General features: G+C 54.0%; 15 protein-coding genes. 12 read left to right on the plus strand and 3 right to left on the minus strand.

Annotation, left to right across the window (positions count from 1 at the left end; all coding sequences use genetic code 11):
* Nucleotides 1-44: 44 nt before the first annotated feature.
* From icd to D3A97_RS01920, 3 genes are all read left to right on the plus strand, one after another.
* Nucleotides 45-1310: an NADP-dependent isocitrate dehydrogenase gene (gene icd / locus D3A97_RS01910; protein WP_119076121.1), complete on the plus strand. Its 1266-nt coding sequence runs from the start codon at nt 45-47 to the stop codon at nt 1308-1310.
* A 123-nt stretch (nt 1311-1433) separates the two neighbouring features.
* On the plus strand, nt 1434-2666 hold the full coding sequence (locus tag D3A97_RS01915) for an NADP-dependent isocitrate dehydrogenase (protein WP_119076123.1): 1233 nt from the start codon (nt 1434-1436) through the stop codon (nt 2664-2666).
* 141 nt (nt 2667-2807) lie between these two features.
* Complete coding sequence (locus tag D3A97_RS01920) at nt 2808-3938, plus strand: TlpA disulfide reductase family protein (protein ID WP_119076125.1); 1131 nt, start codon at nt 2808-2810, stop codon at nt 3936-3938.
* A gap of 58 nt (nt 3939-3996) precedes the next feature.
* Here the strand turns inward: D3A97_RS01920 and D3A97_RS01925 are convergent, their stop codons facing one another.
* A complete protein-coding gene (locus D3A97_RS01925) occupies nt 3997-5643 on the minus strand; it encodes a L,D-transpeptidase family protein (protein ID WP_119076127.1) in 1647 nt (548 codons plus the stop codon).
* 156 nt (nt 5644-5799) lie between these two features.
* The gene (locus D3A97_RS01930; RefSeq protein WP_119076129.1) at nt 5800-7182 is read right to left on the minus strand and encodes a hypothetical protein; all 1383 of its coding nucleotides are present in this window, start codon (nt 7180-7182) and stop codon (nt 5800-5802) included.
* A gap of 239 nt (nt 7183-7421) precedes the next feature.
* On the opposite strand from D3A97_RS01930, the gene D3A97_RS01935 reads away from it, so the two are divergent.
* The 9 genes from D3A97_RS01935 to hemN are packed head-to-tail and all read left to right on the plus strand — an operon-like array spanning nt 7422 to nt 17210.
* Nucleotides 7422-9797 (plus strand): heavy metal translocating P-type ATPase, encoded by a 2376-nt coding sequence (locus tag D3A97_RS01935; RefSeq protein WP_119078381.1) that lies wholly within the window; start codon nt 7422-7424, stop codon nt 9795-9797.
* A gap of 57 nt (nt 9798-9854) precedes the next feature.
* Nucleotides 9855-10007, plus strand: coding sequence for a cbb3-type cytochrome oxidase assembly protein CcoS (gene ccoS / locus D3A97_RS01940; RefSeq protein ID WP_119076131.1), 153 nt, complete (start codon nt 9855-9857; stop codon nt 10005-10007).
* 9 nt (nt 10008-10016) lie between these two features.
* Entirely contained in the window at nt 10017-12137 is a 2121-nt protein-coding gene (gene ccoN, locus D3A97_RS01945; RefSeq protein ID WP_119076132.1) for a cytochrome-c oxidase, cbb3-type subunit I, read from the plus strand.
* A 5-nt stretch (nt 12138-12142) separates the two neighbouring features.
* Nucleotides 12143-12334, plus strand: a complete 192-nt coding sequence (locus tag D3A97_RS01950) for a CcoQ/FixQ family Cbb3-type cytochrome c oxidase assembly chaperone (protein ID WP_119076134.1) — start codon at nt 12143-12145, stop codon at nt 12332-12334.
* Nucleotides 12327-13340: a cbb3-type cytochrome c oxidase N-terminal domain-containing protein gene (locus tag D3A97_RS01955; protein WP_119076136.1), complete on the plus strand. Its 1014-nt coding sequence runs from the start codon at nt 12327-12329 to the stop codon at nt 13338-13340. The genes D3A97_RS01950 and D3A97_RS01955 overlap by 8 nt, the downstream gene beginning before the upstream one ends.
* Nucleotides 13341-13349: 9 nt before the next feature.
* Complete coding sequence (ccoG, locus tag D3A97_RS01960) at nt 13350-14774, plus strand: cytochrome c oxidase accessory protein CcoG (RefSeq protein WP_119076138.1); 1425 nt, start codon at nt 13350-13352, stop codon at nt 14772-14774.
* Between the two features lie 18 nt (nt 14775-14792).
* Complete coding sequence (locus D3A97_RS01965) at nt 14793-15230, plus strand: FixH family protein (RefSeq protein WP_119076140.1); 438 nt, start codon at nt 14793-14795, stop codon at nt 15228-15230.
* Complete coding sequence (locus D3A97_RS01970) at nt 15227-15898, plus strand: sulfite exporter TauE/SafE family protein (RefSeq protein WP_119076142.1); 672 nt, start codon at nt 15227-15229, stop codon at nt 15896-15898. The genes D3A97_RS01965 and D3A97_RS01970 overlap by 4 nt, the downstream gene beginning before the upstream one ends.
* Before the next feature lies 1 nt (nt 15899).
* Nucleotides 15900-17210: an oxygen-independent coproporphyrinogen III oxidase gene (hemN, locus tag D3A97_RS01975; protein ID WP_119076144.1), complete on the plus strand. Its 1311-nt coding sequence runs from the start codon at nt 15900-15902 to the stop codon at nt 17208-17210.
* Between the two features lies 1 nt (nt 17211).
* Here the strand turns inward: hemN and D3A97_RS01980 are convergent, their stop codons facing one another.
* The gene (locus D3A97_RS01980) at nt 17212-17784 is read right to left on the minus strand and encodes an AraC family transcriptional regulator (protein ID WP_119076146.1); all 573 of its coding nucleotides are present in this window, start codon (nt 17782-17784) and stop codon (nt 17212-17214) included.
* Nucleotide 17785 lies beyond the last annotated feature (1 nt).

The following is a 17785-nucleotide window of genomic DNA, read 5'->3' on the forward strand; positions in this document are numbered from 1 at the left end:
TGTGTTACCTTTGCGGTCAATAATTAAAACAACAAATCAGCAATATGCCGGCAGAAAAAATTCAGATGATTGACGGGCAGATAAAGGTCCCTGCCCACCCTGTTATTCCGTTTATTATTGGCGATGGTATTGGGCCGGACATCTGGCGTGCCAGTGTACGTGTGTTTGACGCCGCTGTGGAAAAAGCCTACGGCGGTACGCGGAAAATTGAATGGAAAGAAGTACTGGCGGGTGAAAAGGCCTTCCAGGAAACGGGGGAATGGCTTCCCAAAACCACGCTGGACGCGTTGAAGGAATACCTGGTGTCTATCAAAGGCCCCCTCACCACCCCGGTAGGCGGCGGCATCCGGTCCCTGAACGTGGCCATGCGGCAAGAGCTGGACCTCTACGCCTGTGTACGCCCGGTACGCTGGTTCAATAAAGTGCCTTCCCCGGTGAAACGGCCTGACAAGGTGGATATGGTGATCTTCCGGGAAAACACGGAAGATATTTATGCCGGTATAGAATACATGTACGGAACGGAAGACGCCAACAAACTCCTGAAATTTTTACAGGAAGAGCTGGGCGTGAAACAGATCCGCTTCCCCGAAACCTCTTCCCTGGGTATCAAACCCGTGAGCAAGGAGGGTACTGAACGCCTGGTGCGCGCGGCCATCAAATATGCCATTGAGCACAAACGGCCCACCGTGAGCCTCGTACACAAAGGCAACATCATGAAGTTCACCGAAGGCGGCTTCAAGAACTGGGGCTACGAGCTGGCCGCCCGCGAGTTCGGAGACCAGGTATACACCTGGGAACAGTGGGAAAAGACCAAAAAAGAAAAAAGCGAAGACGAAGCCAACCGCGAAATGAGAGTAGCACAGGCGCATAACAAGATCATCATCAACGATGTGATAGCCGACAACTTCCTGCAGCAGATATTGCTGGCGCCGCAAGACTATTCCGTGATTGCCACCCTCAACCTGAACGGCGACTATATTTCAGACGCCCTGGCGGCAGCCGTAGGCGGTATTGGCATTGCACCGGGCGGCAACATCAATTACGCTACCGGCCACGCGGTATTTGAAGCTACCCACGGCACCGCGCCCCGCTTTGCCAACACAGATACCATGAACCCCTCCTCCGTTATACTCTCCGGCGTTATGATGCTGGAATACATGGGCTGGAAAGAAGCGGCAGATATTATTGTTGAAGGCCTCAGCACCGCTATTATGCGCAAAAGGGTCACCATCGACTTCTACAAACTGATGGACGACGCCACGCTCGTGAAATGCAGCGAGTTTGCAGATGAGATCATCAAACAGTTATAGTTCATGAGAGGGTCACGAAATATGCATAAAATCCATAATTCGTGACCCCTTATTTGAAATTCGAAATTGACTTTTGTATATTTCGTGTTTACTATCAGCACATATTAAAAAAACATTACATCGATGTCACAAAAAATTAAAGTTGCAAACCCTGTGGTTGAACTGGATGGCGACGAAATGACGCGGATCATCTGGAAGTTTATCAAGGACAAACTGATCATTCCATATCTCGATTTAGATATCAAATATTTCGATCTGGGCATGGAGCACAGGGATGCCACCAATGACCAGGTAACCATAGACGCCGCCAACGCTATCAAACAATACAACGTAGGTATCAAATGCGCTACCATTACGCCTGACGAGCAACGTGTACAGGAGTTCAAGCTGAAACAGATGTGGAAGTCCCCCAACGGCACCATCCGTAACATCCTGGACGGTACCGTTTTCCGCGAGCCCATTGTAATGAAGAACGTTCCGCGCCTGGTGCCCAACTGGACCGCCCCTATCTGTATAGGCCGTCACGCTTTTGGCGACCAGTACCGTGCAACCGATTTCATAGTAAAAGGAAAAGGCAAGCTGACCATCAAATTTGAAGGTGAGAACGGTGAGGTGATAGAGCACGAAGTATACCAGTTCAAGGGGGACGGCGTAGCGCTGGCCATGTATAACACAGACGAGTCTATCCGCGGTTTTGCCCGTGCCTGCTTCAACCAGGCGCTGCTGAAAAAATGGCCGCTGTACCTCAGCACAAAAAATACCATCCTCAAAAAATACGATGGCCGCTTCAAGGACATCTTTGAAGAAACATACCAGCAGGAATTTAAAGCCGAGTTTGACAAGGCCGGCCTCACCTATGAGCACCGCCTCATTGATGACATGGTGGCCAGCGCCCTCAAATGGCACGGCAACTTTGTATGGGCCTGCAAAAACTATGACGGAGACGTACAGTCAGACACCGTGGCGCAAGGCTTCGGTTCTCTCGGCCTCATGACCTCTACCCTGGTTACGCCAGACGGTAAAACCATGGAAGCAGAAGCGGCACACGGTACCGTTACCCGCCACTACCGCGACCACCAGGCCGGCAAACCCACTTCCACCAACCCCATTGCCTCCATTTTTGCATGGACGCGCGGCCTGGAGTTCCGTGGCAAGCTGGATGGCAACCAGGAGCTGATCAGTTTCTGCCAGGCACTGGAGCAGGTTTGCATTGAAACCGTAGAAAGCGGTAAAATGACCAAAGACCTGGCCGTTTGCATCCACGGCAACAAGGTGGAACATGGTAAACACTACTTGTACACCGAAGAGTTCCTGGAAGCGCTTGACACTGCGCTGAAAGCCAAACTGAAGCAATAAATCCGTTTATATAGCTGATATTAAGAACGTCCCGTCTGCCACGGGACGTTTTTTTATGGCCTTAAAATCCCGCTCATCAGAAAGTCTCCCGCATGTACAGGTACTTTTCTTACATTTAATCCGTCAAAACCAACACCATTTATGAAAAAGACCCACATTTTACCTGCGCTGCTGCTGTTGCCTGCCCTGGCCGGCGCGCAGGTCACGTTCACCGTTAAAGGCAAGATTGGAACACATCATTCTCCCGCAAAGGCTTACCTCCGTTACGTGCAAGACGGCAAACCGGTTATAGACTCCGCCATACTGACCAACGGCGCGTTTGAGTTCACCGGCACTATAGAAGAGCCCGTGAAAGCCCAGTTATTCCTCAACTACGGCCCCGGCACCCCGCGCGCGGTAAGCTCCACCGAAAACAAGCGGCTGTATCTGGAAAAAGACCTGATCTACGTGGAAAGCGCGGATTCCATGAAGTTTGCCCAGGTGCGGGGCGGCGCGGTAAATAAAGATAACATGGCCCTGGAGGCAGCAGTCAAAGCCAACAATGCGCAAGACCAGGCGCTGATGAACGAGTATCTGGCCAAACCGGAAGCAGAGCGAAAAAACAAGGACTTTATTGCCAGCCTGCAAAACAGGAGCAAACAGTACTACGAAGAACGCAAGATCATTCTTAAAAAATTCTACGAAACACATATCACCACTGTAGTAGGGCTTGACGCGCTGAAAGAGTTTGCCGGCTCCACGCCTGACTATAGCGAAATACAGCCGCTCTTTGCCAAACTGGCGCCCGATGTGCGCAATAGCAAAAGCGGCGTTAGTTATGCCGAGCGGCTGCAGAAAGTAAGATCAGTAGGCATTGGCCAGGTTGCGCCTGCCTTCACGCAAAATGACCCGAACGGCAAACCTGTGTCCCTGGCTTCCTTCAAGGGAAAATATGTGCTGATAGATTTCTGGGCCAGCTGGTGCGGTCCCTGCCGTGCAGAAAACCCGCATGTGGTAAAAGCGTACAATGATTTTAAAGATAAGAACTTCACCATCCTGGGCGTTTCGCTAGACAAGCCGGCAGACAAGGATAAATGGCTGCAGGCTATCAAAGACGATAACCTGACCTGGACGCAGGTTTCAGACCTCGCCTTCTGGAAGAATGAAGTAGCGCAGCTGTACGCTATCAGCTCCATCCCCCAGAACTTTCTGCTGGACCCGAACGGTGTTATTGTTGCCAAAAACCTGAGAGGAGAAGCCTTGCAAAAAAAGCTGGCAGAATTGATCAAATAATCTGAGATCATGCTATAAACAAGCCACAGGCCGCTTCCGGAAGGGAGCGGCCTTTTTGCTACCGAAAATACCGCATCATCACCTGGTCTTCCCCGTATACATCTTCGTAGAACTGCATTTTGCCATTTCTCAGCTCGGCGGTGAAGTAACGGATATAAATGGGCAGCCGTTTATGCATGGTATATTGTTTCTGCTGCTCCGTGTACAGCCAGGTGCGAACGCTATCGCGGATGCCGGGGCGGGGGTCGTTACGCACCATGTACATGGCTAGGCTGTCCCATTGCTGCACCCGTACGCAGCCATGGCTGAGGGCGCGGTTGGAATTGCTGAAGAGGCTGCGGTTATTGGTATCGTGCAGGTATACGCTGTACTTGTTCATGAAATTGAATTTCATGACCCCCAGCGAATTGTCCAGCCCGTCCATCTGCCGCAATACGTAAGGGAAGTATTTTTTGCTAAGCCGTTCCCATTGAATGGTATCGGGGTTTACCACGTTGCCTTTGTGGTCTACCACTTCCAGGTTCTTTTCCGCCAGGTAATACACGTTCTTTTTGATCTGGGGCAGCATTTCCTTGAACACGATGCTGTAGGGCACGCGCCAGTAAGGGTACAGCACAAAATTGGTCATCACGGAGTTGAGCACGGGCGTGCGCGTGCGGGGGGCGCCCACTATCACGCGGGATTCCAGCATCATGGTATCATTTTCCATCACGTTCATCCGGAAGGCGGGAATGTTCACCAGCAGGTAGCGGTCCGGCAGGGAATCCGGGAACTTGCGCCAGCGGTCCAGGTTCACGGCCGCCTGCAGCAGCCAGTCGCCCGGCTGCTTGTTGAGCGTCTGGATGGTACGTTTACCGGCAATACCGTCCGGGTAAATGTTAAACTCCCGCTGAAAGGCTTTCACGGCGTTTTTGAGGGGCATGGTGTCTGTTTCGGGAATGCCCGTGGTATCGTAATGCCCGCCGGCCATCAGGCGGATGGCAAGCTGGCGGCGGAACTGTGGCGTGTCTGCATACATTTGCGGCAGGGTATCCCACTGTTTGCCGCCGTATTGGTCTCTGTACAGCCGGATGCCTTCTTTCAGGGCCATGTACCCATCATGTACCGGTTCCTGCTGCTGCAGCAATGCGCCTACATCTCCCGCCTGCAGCGCCTGCTGCAAAAAAGCGGTGAGAACGGTATCTGAAAAAAGGGAATCTTTTCGGAGGGTGATGCTGTCTTTCGGCGCAATCCCGAAATGCAGGTCACTGGCCATTTTCATAAAAGCGTCTGTGAGCAGTACATCCATTTTGGCCCACAGGGCCGCATCTTTCCGGGAATGTTCCAGTTGCCCGCGGGCGCCCTGCAATGCGGCCAGGTGATAACGGGCCGGCGGCAGGCCATAATTGTCTGCGTTGGCGATCCAGTCCATCAGGCTGTATACGGCCTTGTGCGTGCGGCCATTGTCTGACCAGAAAGCCGCTCCCTGATGCTGACGGTAGGCGTGCTGCAGGGCGCTCAGGCGGAAGGCAGGCACGCTGTCTTCCATCAGTCCCTCGTTACCTCCCACATACTCCAGGCGCTCGGCCACCTGGGCGGCCACCACTTCATTCAGTTGGCGCGGGTCCCTGACGATCTCCTGTTGCCTCGGTTGCCCCTTTCTGCGGCCACAGGCAGATATGCCTATGACAATCAATATGATCCAGCCTGCTCTCAAGTAATTCATCCGGGTTACATTCTATGATTTATGCATCTAATGTAGAATAAATTACAAATACCGTGCAGGATTTAACGGGATGTTCACATGGCGGTGTGTTGAACAGGGGCCGTCCACGGGGAGAAACCTCGGGGTTCAAGCGTGTCTGCCATACCATATCTACATCTAACGGTGCAGGGCAGGATTGATCCGCAGGTACACCTGTGCGCTTAACGGGTTTTTGCCGTAAATACCGTGCAGGGACTGGTCTTCCACATTTACGGTGCCCTGCGCGCCTATAGAGAGGCTGGTTTTCCAGATAGTGGCCAGCGTGCGGGCATATCCCAGGGTAAAGGCATGCACGTTAAATTTTGCATGCGGCAGCTGGTCTTCCAGGTGAAGCTCATGTGTAGATTTCTCTACAAACTCATACCGCCCGTATACCGCATTTTTCTGCAGCTGCAGGTTGCTTTCCAGCAGGAAAGAATGCTCCTTGTGGTTACCGCTCTTGCTGTTGAGGCCCCATACCGCCGCGGAAGCAATGAAACTGCCGGGGTGGCGGAACTGCGCGGTGTGTATAGCCGATGCCGTGGTACGCGTTACGTTCTCATCCGGCTCCAGCGCTTCGGGGCTGTGTACAAACGCCTGTGAAAATTGGAGGGCCCACTGGCGGGAAGGGTTGTAGCTAACGCGGTAGGCGTAGCTGTCAAACAGGGGTTTGTCAAAATTATACCGGTCTTCGTCCGGTTCCCGGCCCGTAAAGCTGGAAAACTCCGCTTTCACCTGTTTGTACCGGAACCCGAGGGTGCCTACGCCAAAGGTGATATGCGTGGCATCCTGCCAGTGGTGGCCCAGCGGGGCATCCGGGTTGTTCATAGCGGATACGCGGTGCATGAACGCCGGCGCGCTGATGGCCGGTTCCCCCGGGTAGCCGAGGTAGGCGTATACGTCCAGGTCCTTATTGATCGCGTATGTATAACCCACGCTCAGGGCGGCAAACAGATCGTGCGGGTGCTGCCGGTCTACAAGAGGCTGACCCTGCCACGTTTCACCGGACTGGAACAGCAGGGGGTACCCCTCACCGCCCATTACGGCCCGGTCAAAACTGAGCATTACCGTTGCGTTCAGCAGGCCTTTCCGCCCAATGCGGTGGTTCATCATGCCCATCAGCCAGTTGGGCGCGTCCAGCTTGGTAGCCCCGCGGGAGCCTTTGGCCGTAAAATCAGTAGATGTATAACGCAAGAAAATATTTCCGTGGAGCATAAAAGAGGTATTGCCCTTTTGCGCCATGTACATGTACATCGGCGTATTGTCTGTCAGCCAGCTGGTGCCGGAACCGTTGCGGTTCATGGGCAGGTTCAGGGAGTAGGCGCTGGTCATGTCATGCATGGCATGGCCTCCATGCATCTGGTGAGCGCTATGATCTGCGGCGGTATCCTGTTTCTCCGGCTTGTGCCGTTGATGTTGCGCCGTGTCCTTCTTTGCCCGCATGTGGTGCTCATGCTGCGCCTGTGCTACGCCGGCCCATATAGTTAGTATTACTAATAATGATCCTGTTGACCTTTTCATACTGCTTTGTTTATTTACAGCAATTTTTCTTTACAAATAACGACCGGACGAACCGGAGTATGCTTAACATCACTTTTCCCATGGTACCAGGTTTTTACAAAGGTAGCCCTCTTTCCAGGCCGGTATCTTATATAATTATGGGAATGTGTTACAGGATTCCCTGCTACGGCTGATGAGCATCATTTTTTGCCTTGACGGGCCTCATCGGCCGCCAAAGGCCGCGGGTCTACCTTTGGCGCATGCAAACAGCCACTGCCGTTACCCAATGCGCCCACTGCGGCGAGCCCTGTGCCAAAGGAGAGCAATTCTGCTGCCATGGATGCCAGATGGTGTACGAGCTGCTCAATGAGCACGGCCTTTGCAATTATTATACCCTCAACGCCCGGCCCGGTACCGCGCAACGCGTGCCCGTACGGCAGCATAAATTCGCGTTCCTCGAAGAAGAACCCATCCGCCGCAGGCTCATCCAGTATGAAGATGACCAGCAGGTACACGTAACCTTTTATATTCCCAACATCCATTGCAGCTCCTGCCTCTGGCTGCTGGAAAACCTGCACAAGGTAGACGCCGGCGTACAGCAGGTAAACGTGAACTTCAGTAAAAAAGAGGCCCGGGTCATTTTCATTCCCGGGCAAACCACCCTGCGGAAAGTAGTGGAAACGCTGGCCAGCATCGGCTACGAGCCTTACATCAGCCTGCAGGACCTGCAAAAGAAAAAACCGCCCGTAAACCGGCGCATCTTCTACCAGCTGGGCGTGGCGGGCTTCTGCTTTGCGAACATCATGCTGCTGAGCTTCCCGGAATACTTTTCCGGCGAGCATCATATGGACGGTACCATGAGCCTGGTATTCCGGTACTTGAACCTGGCGCTTTCGCTGCCGGTGTTCTTCTTCAGCGCGCAACCTTTTTACGCTTCCGCATGGAAAGGCCTGAAGCATGGTTTCCTCAACATAGACGTGCCTATTGTTCTGGCCATACTGGTCACTTTTGTACGCAGCGTTACAGATGTGCTGACGGGCGCCGGCGCCGGTTATTTTGATTCCATGACGGGCATTGTGCTGTTCATGCTCACCGGCCGCGTGCTGCAAGACAAAACCTACAAAGGACTTGCGTTTGACCGTGACTATACCGCCTATTTCCCCATAGCCGTTACCGTGGTAAAAGACCAGCAGGAAATTCCCGTGCAGCTGCCCGATGTCAAAACCGGGGATACGCTGCTCATACACCACCAGGAGCTGGTGCCGGCAGATGGCATCCTGGTAAAAGGCAAGGCCCTCATAGACTACAGTTTTGTAACCGGCGAGTCCGCTCCCGTTGCCAAACAGATGGGCGAGATCATTTATGCCGGCGGGCGGCAACTGGAGGGGAATATGGAAATACTCACCATCAAGGAAGTGGCGCAGAGCTACCTCACCAGCCTGTGGAACAGGGATGAAATGCAGAACAAGGAACAGAAGGCCTCCTTCATCCATTTGCTGGGCAGGAACTTTACCTGGATAGTGCTGTTCATAGCCGCTGTTACCACCATTTACTGGGGCATTTACGATACGTCTAAAATATGGCCGGCCGTTACCTCCATCCTGATAGTGGCCTGCCCCTGTGCGTTATTGCTGGCGGCCTCTTTCACCAACGGGCATACGTTACGCATACTCAGCAGGCACCGTTTGTACCTGCGCAATGCGCAGGCTATTGAGAGCCTGGCCGGCACCACGCATATTGTATTTGACAAAACCGGCACGCTTACCGGCAAGGCCCGGTCTGCCGCTACCTGGCATGGCCGCGCGCTTACCGTAGATGAGCAGTTGGCCATTGGCGCGGTAGGCAGCCAGTCCCAACACCCCGCCAGCAGGGCCGTTGCAGCCGTTTGCGGCAAGCCCGCAAACACGGAAGTACTGCGTTTCACGGAAGATACCGGCCAGGGCCTGCAAGGCTGGGCAGGCCAGCTGCACATACAGCTGGGTAGCGCCGCTTATACCGGCGCCAAAGAAGGCGAAGGCAGCCAGGTGCATGTAAACGTCAACGGAGACTATGCCGGTTACTTCTTGCTGTCACATACCTACCGCGAAGGCATTGACGATATGCTGCATGCTCTTCCCTACTCGCTTACGCTGCTCTCCGGAGATCATGACGGAGATGCGCCGCTGCTCCGCAATATGATGGGAGCCGGGGCAGACCTGCGTTTCAGGCAGCAGCCCCACCAGAAGCTGGACCATATTATTTCCCTGCAGGAGCAGGGGAAGCAGGTGTTGATGATCGGGGACGGGCTGAACGATGCCGGCGCCCTCAAACAAAGCAACACCGGCATATCCCTGACGGAAAACAGCAACAACTTCACACCTGCCAGCGATGGCATTATGGAAGCCGCGCAATTGCGGCGGTTGCCGGCCTTCATCCGGCTCTGCAAAGCCAGCAAACGGGTGATCCTGATCAGTTTTGCCGTGTCTGTGCTATACAATATCACCGGCCTGTTCTTTGCCGTTCAGGGGAAGCTCTCACCCCTTACCGCCGCCATACTGATGCCGGCCAGCTCCATCAGCATTGTGCTGCTCACATGGGCGCTGAGCGAGTGGGCCGGCAACAGGTTACTGGGTGATGACAGTCATCCCCGCGCGTGATGGCCATCATAAACCCTGCTGCCGCATACCGCTACTTTTGCCTTAAATCATTCAACCATGAGCGTGATCATACTTCTCCTGGGCGCCAGCCTCATTGTTGCGCTGTTCTTCCTCTTCGCTTTTATCTGGTCTGTCAAAGACGGGCAATATGAAGATGATTTTTCTCCCGCGCACCGCATGTTATTTGACGATAAAACCGACAACGAATAAATCAACACTATGTCTCTCGAAAAATTCTCGTACGACAACCGCACCGTAAAATGGTTTGCCTATGCCACCATGTTCTGGGGCCTTGTAGGTATGCTGGCAGGTTTGTGGGCGGCCACTGCCCTTGTTTATCCCGACCTGAACCTGGGCTACGCGCCCACTACTTTTGGTCGCCTCAGGCCTGTGCATACCAACGCCGTTGTTTTCGCTTTTGTGGGCAACGGCATTTTCATGGGCGTGTATTATTCTTTACAACGCCTGTGTAAAGCCCGCATGTTCAGCGATGTACTCAGCAAGGTCCACTTCTGGGGCTGGCAAGCCATTATTGCGGGCGGGGCGCTCACGCTGCTGATGGGGTACACCACCGGCAAGGAATACGCCGAGCTGGAATGGCCGTTCGATATTGCCATTACCCTCATCTGGCTGGTGTTTGGCGCCAACATGCTGGGCACCATTCTCCGCCGCCGCGTATCTCACCTGTACGTAGCCATCTGGTTCTACATCGGCACCTGGGTGGCTATTGCCATGCTCCACATCATCAACTCTTTTGAAATGCCGCTTTCGCTTTTCAAAAGCTACTCCTGGTACGCCGGCGTGCAGGACGCGCTGGTGCAGTGGTGGTACGGGCACAATGCCGTAGCGTTTTTCCTGACCACTCCTTACCTGGGGCTGATGTACTACTTTATCCCGAAGGCGGCCAACCGCCCTGTTTATTCCTACCGCTGGTCCATCATCCACTTCTGGGCGCTTATTTTCATCTACATCTGGGCAGGGCCGCACCACCTGCTGTACACGGCATTGCCTGAATGGGCGCAGTCCCTCGGCACGGTGTTTTCCATCATGCTCATAGCCCCCTCCTGGGGCGGTATGCTCAACGGCCTGCTCACCCTGCGCGGCGCGTGGGACCGCGTGCGCGAAGATGCCATCCTGAAATTTTTTGTGGTGGCGCTCACCTGCTACGGTATGGCCACGTTTGAAGGGCCCATGCTGTCTCTCAAGAACGTAAACGCCATCAGCCACTATACAGACTGGACCATTGCACACGTACACGTAGGCGCGCTGGGCTGGAACGGTTTCCTCACCTTCGGCATCCTCTACTGGATGATACCGCGCATTTTCTCCACACAACTGTATTCCCGTAAATGGGCCAACACGCACTTCTGGATAGGTACGCTGGGCATCATTTTCTACGTGGTCCCCCTGTACTGGGCCGCCTTTACGCAAAGCATGATGTGGAAACAGTTCACCGAAGAAGGCACGCTCAAATTCCAGTTCCTGGAAACAGTTACCACCATTGTGCCCATGTACGCCCTGCGCGCCGTAGGTGGCCTGCTGTATATCAGCGGCCTGGTGCTGATGATCGTGAACCTGGCCAAAACCATCCGCCGCGGCGCCTTTGTGGCCAATGAAGCGGCAGAAGCCCCGCCGCTGGCCAAAGTAACTTCCACTTACGGCAAAACGCACTGGCATAACTGGATAGAGCGCCGGCCGGTACAAATGGTCGTATTCAGCCTTGTGGTAGTGGGTATTGGCGGCATGCTGGAAATGATACCCACCTTCCTGGTGCGCAGCAACATTCCCACTATCAGCAGCGTAAAACCGTACACCCCGCTTGAGCTGCATGGCAGGGACATCTACATCCGCGAAGGCTGCTACACCTGCCACTCGCAAATGATACGCCCCTTCCGCGATGAAGTGGCGCGCTACGGAGACTACTCCAAAGCCGGTGAGTTTGTATACGATCACCCCTTCCAGTGGGGCTCCAAACGTACCGGGCCAGACCTGGCCAGGCTGGGCGGCAAGTACCCGGACTCCTGGCACTACAACCACATGCTGGACCCCGTGTCTATGTCTCCCGGCTCTATTATGCCCGCTTATCCCTGGCTGTTCGACAACCGGGTAGACAAAGGCAAAACACCCGCTATGATCAATGTGATGCGCAAACTGGGCGTGCCTTATCCCGAAGGGTATGAGCAACAGTCTAAAGCCGACTTTGACAAACAGGCCGGCATTATAGCGGACAACCTGAAAAAAGACAAGCTGGAGATACCGGCAGACCGTGAGATAGTAGCGCTCATTGCGTACCTGCAGCGGCTGGGCACAGACATTAAAGTGAGTGAAGCAAAAAACTAACTGTCATGAAATTCATCAAATACCTTGAAAGCATAGCAGGCGTGAGCATCTACCCGATGGCCTCCCTGCTGATATTCACCGCATTTTTTGTGCTGGCCGCCTTCTGGGCTTTAAGAGCGGACAAAGGAATGATGGACAATATCAGCCACATTCCCCTGGACAACGACGAACCTAAAAATCAAGAACGCCATGTTTAGTCTTCTCATACTATCACAAGCTCCGCCCAGTCCCTTTGCCGGTTTCAACCACCCCGTGGCCCTCATGCTGCTCTGCGTGGCCTTGGGCCTGCTGATTGCCATTGGCGCGCTGGCCTATACAGTGCTGGGCGCCATGGATATTTACCGTGAACGGATCAAAAAAACACCGGTTGTACTGGCGCTGATGGCCGCCGGCTCACTGCTGGCACAAAACGCACAGGCGCAGGAGGCAAAGAAAAACATCGTCAGCGGAATGGCAGACAGCAGCTTCTACCTGCTCATATCCGTAATAGCGCTGGAGCTGCTCGTGATCATGATGCTGCTCTACGCCCTGCGCGTGCTGACCGGCATACAGCGCAAACGCAAGCCTAAAACGGCTACCGCCAAACCCCGCGTGAACTGGCTGGAAAAACTGAATAAAACAAAAAGCGTAGATGCCACCAGCGAGGCTGATGTAGATATGGGGCATGACTATGATGGCATCAGGGAGCTGAACAACCCCACCCCGCCGTGGTGGCGCTGGGGCTTTTACGCCAGCATGCTGTTTGCCGTAGTGTACCTGTGGCGCTACCATGTTTCTCACGCAGCCCCGCTGCAGCTGGAAGAGCTGGCCATTGCCCAGGCAAAAGCGGAGGAGGCCAAAGCCGCCTATCTGCAAAATGCCGCCAACAATATTGATGAAAACAATGTAACGCTGCTCACAGCAGCAACAGATATTGAAGATGGTAAAAAATTGTTTGGCGCCAACTGCGCCGCCTGCCACGGGCAGGAAGGACAGGGCATGGTTGGCCCGAACCTTACGGATGAGTTCTGGCTGCATGGCGGACAGGTAAAAGACATCTTTTCCACTATCAAATATGGCGTGCCGGAGAAAGGGATGAAATCGTGGAAAGAAGACTTTTCACCCAGGCAACTGGCCCAGCTGACCGCGTTTATCAAGTCCATCCACGGCACTAACCCGCCTAATCCCAAAGCAAAAGAAGGTACTATATATAATGGAGAGTAAAGCAATATAATGGAAGCAGAAGAAATTTTCAGGGACAAGCTGGCCACCGTTAATGAACAGGGCAAACGCAACTGGATCTATGCTAAAAGACCAAAAGGCAGGCTCTACAATATCAGAAGCATAGTAAGCTGGTGTTTCTTCATAGCGTTCATTAGCCTGCCGTTTGTGCAAATAGACGGCAGGCCCTTGTTCCTGTTTGATGTAACGCAGGGCCGTTTCATCCTGTTCGGCGCCATTTTCTGGCCGCAGGACTTTTTCATTTTCGGCCTGGCCATGCTGGCGTTCATTCTCTTCATTGTGCTCTTCACTATGGCTTTCGGACGGCTCTTCTGCGGCTGGGTATGCCCCCAAACAGTGTTCATGGAAATGATCTTCCGGAAAATAGAATACTGGGTAGAGGGCGATGCGCCTTCGCAACGCCTGCTGAACGCGGGGCCGTGGAATGGGGAAAAGATCAGGAAGAAACTGATCAAACATGCCTTGTTCTTTTCCCTGTCTGTAGTGATAGCCAATACCTTCCTGGCCTACATCATTGGCATTAAAGAGCTGCAGACCATTGTAGCGGCGCCGGTATCCGAACACCCCGGCGGCTTTGCGGCCATGATCATTTTCTCCGCCGTATTCTACAGTGTGTTCGCCTTCTTCCGGGAACAGGTGTGTACGGTAGTATGCCCTTATGGCCGCCTGCAAAGCGTGCTGCTGGACAAAAATTCCGTAGTGGTGGCGTATGACTACGTACGCGGAGAGCCGCGGGGCAAATTCAAAAAGAAAACCCAGCAGCCCGTGCCGGCCCCCAACGAAGAGCCGGAAACCGCTCTGGGCGACTGTATAGACTGCTTCCAGTGCGTGCATGTATGCCCTACAGGGATAGACATCCGCAACGGCACCCAGCTGGAATGTATTAACTGCACGGCCTGCATGGATGCCTGCGATTTTATGATGGAAAACACAGGCCGCCCCAAAGGGCTGATCCGCTATGCTTCTGAAAATGGCATTGCGGAGAAAAAACCGCTGCGTTTTACCGGCAGAATGAAGGCATACACCATGATACTGGTGCTCATCACCGGCGCTATCACCTTTTTGCTCATCAGTCGCAAACCGGTGAGCGGCACCATTATCCGCACGGCGGGCATGCTGTTCCAGGAGCGGGGAGCAGACAGTGTCAGCAACCTCTACCGCATCAAGCTGGTGAACAAAACAACGGCAAACGTACCCCTCACCCTGCGGCTGGAGCAACGTAACGGGAAGGTGGAAGTGATAGGCCACTCGCCCATTCACATCAAGGCCGAAGGGCAGGGAGAAGGCACATTCTTTATTGTACTGCCGCGCAAGGAGGTGAAGGAACGGAAAACAACGCTGACCATTGGGTTATATGAAGGTACACGGCTGCTCGGTGAAAAGGAGACCACTTTCCTGGGCCCTGTCAGTCACTAACTTAAAAACATAACAGGTATGAACTGGGGACATAAAATAATTATCGTATTTGTACTGTTTGCCGCCGGCATTCTCACGCTGGTGATCAAAAGCATGCGTACACGCATAGACATGGCCACAGCAGATTACTATGCCGCGGAGCTGACGCATCAGCAGAACATGGATGCGCAGGCCAATGCCCGGGCGCTCACTGCCCCCGTGCGGATCAAACAACAGGGAGACGTGCTGGAAATTGTTTTCCCGGCGGAAATGCATGCCGAACAGATGACCGGTGAAGTACACTTTTACCGCCCTTCAGACGCACGGCAGGATTTCAGGCTGCCGTTAACGCCCGATGCGGACGGCCGCATATTTGTAGGCCGCAACCGGCTGCATAAAGGCAGCTACAACATCAAGCTGCAATGGGAAGCAGCGGGCAAACCTTATTACCAGGAAACACAATATTACATCCAATGATACCCGCAGTGCTACTAGGATTCCTCGGAAGTTTTCACTGCATCGGCATGTGCGGCCCCATAGCCCTCACCCTGCCGGTGCAGCACCTCCGGGGCGCCAGAAAAATGGGAGGCATCCTGCTTTACAATGCCGGACGGGTTACCACCTATATGCTGATGGGCCTGCTATTTGGCTGGCTGGGCCGGCAGTTCTACCTGGGCGGCCTGCAGCAGTGGTTGTCCATTTCCCTGGGCGTACTGCTGCTGGCCGGCATGTTCTTTTACCGGTTCATGCCCGTGCCCAAACTGCACATCATCAAAAAAACACTGGGCGGTCTGCTGGTGCAGCAGCGCGTGAGCACACTCTATGCCATAGGCCTGCTGAACGGGTTGCTGCCCTGCGGCCTTGTATACCTGGGCGTGGCCGGCGCCCTCGCCGCCGGCGATGTATGGGAAGGCATGCTGTTCATGGGGGCGTTTGGCGCCGGCACGCTGCCGGCTATGGCGGCCGTTACCTGGTTCAGCCAGTTGGTGAGCCTGCCTGTACGCCGCCATATACGCCGGCTGATACCGGTTGCGGTAGCTGTTATGGCCGTACTGCTCATATTGCGGGGCATGAACCTCGGCATTCCGTACATCAGCCCGGCCATGCAGCCCGCCGCCGTCAATTGTTGTCATAAACCTTCATAACATGGACCTCATACAGAAATACAACATACCTGCTCCGAGATATACCAGTTACCCCACCGTTCCGTTCTGGAACAACAAGCCCGGCTGGGAAGCAGCCCTGGCGCAAAGCAGTACCGAGCCGCTGAGCCTCTACATTCACCTGCCGTTTTGCGAAAGGCTGTGCACTTATTGCAGTTGCAACAAATACATCACCGTTAATCACGATCATGAAGCGCCTTACATAGACGCCGTACTGAAAGAGTGGGCGCTATACCTGCAACGGTTCCCCACCCGTCCGCAATTGCAGGAGCTGCACCTTGGCGGCGGCACCCCCACTTTTTTCAGCCCGCAAAACCTGCGTTACCTGCTGGAAACCATCCTTCAAAGCTGCGATGTGCTGCCCGGTGCGGCCTTTGCATTTGAAGGCCACCCCAACAACACCACTTACGAACACCTGCAAACCCTTTACGAGCTTGGGTTCAGAAGGGTAAGCCTGGGCATCCAGGATTTTGACCTGGCCGTACAGACCATCATCAACCGCATCCAGCCTTATGAAAATGTGGAGCAGGTAGTGAGGGAAGCGCGCGAGCTGGGATACACCTCCATCAACTTTGACCTCATCTACGGCCTGCCCCTGCAAACACCGCAAAGCATCAAGGCAACCATTGAAAAGGTGATGCGCCTCTACCCTGACCGCATTTCATTTTACAGCTACGCCCACGTGCCCTGGGTGAAGGGCAACGGGCAGCGCCTGTTTACAGAACGGGACCTGCCAAAACCCGCTGTTAAAAGAGGATTGTATGAACTGGGCTGCGCCATGATGAAAGAACATTATTATGAGGAAATAGGGATGGACCATTTTGCCCTGCCTGATGACGAGCTTTACCTGGCGCAGCAGAACGGCACGCTGCACCGCAATTTTATGGGCTACACCATTCACCGCACCAGCCGGTTGCTGGGGCTTGGCATGTCTGCCATCAGTGATCACGGCGCCGCCTACACGCAAAATGAAAAAAGCCTGACCGGGTACCAGCAGGCGCTGGAAGAAGGCAGGCTGCCGGTGATGCGCGCTCACGTGCAAAGCAGGGAAGACCTGTACCTGGGGCGCCACATCCGGGAGCTGATGTGTAATTTTGAAACGGCCTGCACGCCGTCTCCCGCTGTGATAAAACACCTGCAGGAGCCGCTGCGGGACGGTCTGGTAGTGGTACAGCCGGGGCGTGTGGCCGTTACGGAAAAAGGAAAGCCATACATACGTAACATATGTATGGCCTTTGATGCTTACCTGTGGGAAAACTCGCCCAACACACAAGTGTTCAGCGGCGCTATCTGAATCATATCTTGTCAAGCGGCTTGCGCGCGCTTTCCTTCAACTGCCGGAACTGGCTGGGCGTAAGGCCCGTTACCTTTTTGAACTGGCCGGAAAGATGCGCCACGCTGCTGTAACCCAGCTTATATGAAATTTCGCTGAGCGTCAATTCCCCATACATAAGCAGTTCTTTCACCCGTTCAATTTTCTGATGAATGATGTACTGCTCTATGGTGGTGTTTTCCACTTCTGAAAAAAGTTTGCTCAGCTGGTGGTAGTCCTTCTGCAGGCGTTGCGCCAGCAGGGTGGAAAAATTTTCGTTCAGCTCTTCCAGGTCTCCGTAGTGTACTGTTTCCACCACAAAATTCTTGATGCCTTCCACCAGTTGGTGGCGCTTGTCGTCCAGCAGCAAAAAACCCTCCGCTTCCAGCGCTTTGGCAATGGCCGTTGTCTGTTCCGCACCGGGCCTGCTGTTCAGCATGGCCTTGCCCAGCCCTACGTCTGCCACATCCAGCCCTTGCTGCTCCAGTACCTGCCGTACCATTTTGATGCAGCGGGGGCATACCATGTTCTTGATATATAATGTGGTATTCTCCATT

It is taken from the genome of Chitinophaga alhagiae, assembly GCF_003568665.1.
GTDB classification, from domain to species: domain Bacteria; phylum Bacteroidota; class Bacteroidia; order Chitinophagales; family Chitinophagaceae; genus Chitinophaga; species Chitinophaga alhagiae.

What these genes read in the sequence shown, in the direction of transcription:
- icd (WP_119076121.1), top strand. Translation starts at nt 45, where the DNA reads ATGCCGGCAGAAAAAATTCAGATGATTGACGGGCAGATAAAGGTCCCT.
- D3A97_RS01915 (WP_119076123.1), top strand. Translation starts at nt 1,434, where the DNA reads ATGTCACAAAAAATTAAAGTTGCAAACCCTGTGGTTGAACTGGATGGC.
- D3A97_RS01920 (WP_119076125.1), top strand. Translation starts at nt 2,808, where the DNA reads ATGAAAAAGACCCACATTTTACCTGCGCTGCTGCTGTTGCCTGCCCTG.
- D3A97_RS01925 (WP_119076127.1), bottom strand. Translation starts at nt 5,643, where the DNA reads ATGAATTACTTGAGAGCAGGCTGGATCATATTGATTGTCATAGGCATA.
- D3A97_RS01930 (WP_119076129.1), bottom strand. Translation starts at nt 7,182, where the DNA reads ATGAAAAGGTCAACAGGATCATTATTAGTAATACTAACTATATGGGCC.
- D3A97_RS01935 (WP_119078381.1), top strand. Translation starts at nt 7,422, where the DNA reads ATGCAAACAGCCACTGCCGTTACCCAATGCGCCCACTGCGGCGAGCCC.
- ccoS (WP_119076131.1), top strand. Translation starts at nt 9,855, where the DNA reads ATGAGCGTGATCATACTTCTCCTGGGCGCCAGCCTCATTGTTGCGCTG.
- ccoN (WP_119076132.1), top strand. Translation starts at nt 10,017, where the DNA reads ATGTCTCTCGAAAAATTCTCGTACGACAACCGCACCGTAAAATGGTTT.
- D3A97_RS01950 (WP_119076134.1), top strand. Translation starts at nt 12,143, where the DNA reads ATGAAATTCATCAAATACCTTGAAAGCATAGCAGGCGTGAGCATCTAC.
- D3A97_RS01955 (WP_119076136.1), top strand. Translation starts at nt 12,327, where the DNA reads ATGTTTAGTCTTCTCATACTATCACAAGCTCCGCCCAGTCCCTTTGCC.
- ccoG (WP_119076138.1), top strand. Translation starts at nt 13,350, where the DNA reads ATGGAAGCAGAAGAAATTTTCAGGGACAAGCTGGCCACCGTTAATGAA.
- D3A97_RS01965 (WP_119076140.1), top strand. Translation starts at nt 14,793, where the DNA reads ATGAACTGGGGACATAAAATAATTATCGTATTTGTACTGTTTGCCGCC.
- D3A97_RS01970 (WP_119076142.1), top strand. Translation starts at nt 15,227, where the DNA reads ATGATACCCGCAGTGCTACTAGGATTCCTCGGAAGTTTTCACTGCATC.
- hemN (WP_119076144.1), top strand. Translation starts at nt 15,900, where the DNA reads ATGGACCTCATACAGAAATACAACATACCTGCTCCGAGATATACCAGT.
- D3A97_RS01980 (WP_119076146.1), bottom strand. Translation starts at nt 17,784, where the DNA reads ATGGAGAATACCACATTATATATCAAGAACATGGTATGCCCCCGCTGC.